The following is a 1,394-nucleotide window of genomic DNA, read 5'->3' on the forward strand; positions in this document are numbered from 1 at the left end:
CAATAATAAATAAAATAACACGCATTGGAAAATAACAGAAGTTAGATTTCAAAAACGGAAAGTGGATTATATTCAAGGGTTGCTTAAAAAGAGATTAAAGGAAAGGGGAAATTGTAGAAATTTTGCAAAACTCGCCAAAATAGCTAAAAATTCACTTTTTTGTTATAATCTATCCTATTAAATTTTTTAAATTTGGAGATTTTATGAAAAAGATAATTTTAGCACTACTTATAATAGGGCAAATTTTTCTAAATGCCAACCAAGGCGATAAAGAGTTGATAAATTCGCCGGAACTTGATAGCAAAACAAACGAGAAAATGCAAATTCTAGCAAAATTCGTAGATTATCGCCGAACTTGGAATTACGCCAAACACGATAAATTGAAACAAAAACTCGACAATAAGGAAATAACTGTTGCCGAATTTGAAGAAGCTATAAAAGATTTAAAGATAAAAACTACAAAAGATTATTATGATAATCTTGGCATTTTTAGCAAAATCGAGCTATCAAAACACGCCAATTTTATGGTTAGCTCTGCCGTTAGACAAGATGATATAAAAGAACTTCCAAGCGAAATTTGCATGCTTGAAAATTTAGAAGAAATCGATGTAGAAGGCACAGGTATCACCGACCTGCCACCTTGCGTGATAAATTTAACCAAGCTTGAAAGGCTAAATTTCGGTAAAACTTACATAAAAGAAATCCCCGAAACCATAAGCAAAATTCCAAATCTAAAACGCCTATATTTACGAACTTCTAAGCTAGAAAGACTAGGAAATCACATATCAAATTTAAAAAATTTAGAATATCTAGACATTTCAAAAACGGCGATTTCTGAGATACCACCGCAAATCGAAAATCTTGTGAGTCTAAAAGGAATTGATTGCTACAATTGTAGAAATCTAAACTCACTGCCAAAAGAGCTTGCAAATTTGCAAAATTTGGAAGTTTTGGATTTGATGAATTTAACTATAAAAGAATTCCCTGATGAACTTCTAAATTCAAAAAGCCTAAAATTACTCGATTTAAGCTTTGAAAATTTCCCGTCAAATTTCGCAAATTTGCAAAGTTTGGAAGTATTAAAAATCGGAAAAATAAATATGGAAAATTTGAGCGAAATTTTGAAACTAAAAAATTTAAAACGCTTAGCGATTAGAAGCGGAAACATTACTGCCCTACCCGATGAGATAGAAAATTTAATGGATTTAGAAGAGCTTTATTGCACGAACGGGGATTTGGAAACAATCTCACCAAAAATCGCAAATCTAAAAAATCTAAAAGAGCTTTGGATTGACGGCAACAAAAAACTATCGCAGTTGCCAGAAAATTTGGGCGATTTAGAAAGCTTAGAAACCTTGCTTATATATGATACGAATATAACCAAACTGCCACAA

1 protein-coding gene is annotated in these 1,394 nt (G+C 31.6%); it reads left to right on the forward strand.

The window, feature by feature from the left end; genetic code table 11:
* Window positions 1–203 precede the first annotated feature (203 nt).
* Window positions 204–1,394 (forward strand): leucine-rich repeat domain-containing protein (locus tag OFO01_RS08910; protein ID WP_270875545.1); only part of this gene is annotated, 1,191 nt, incomplete at its 3' end.

This window comes from Campylobacter sp. JMF_01 NE2 (assembly GCF_027737365.1).
GTDB lineage: Bacteria > Campylobacterota > Campylobacteria > Campylobacterales > Campylobacteraceae > Campylobacter_B.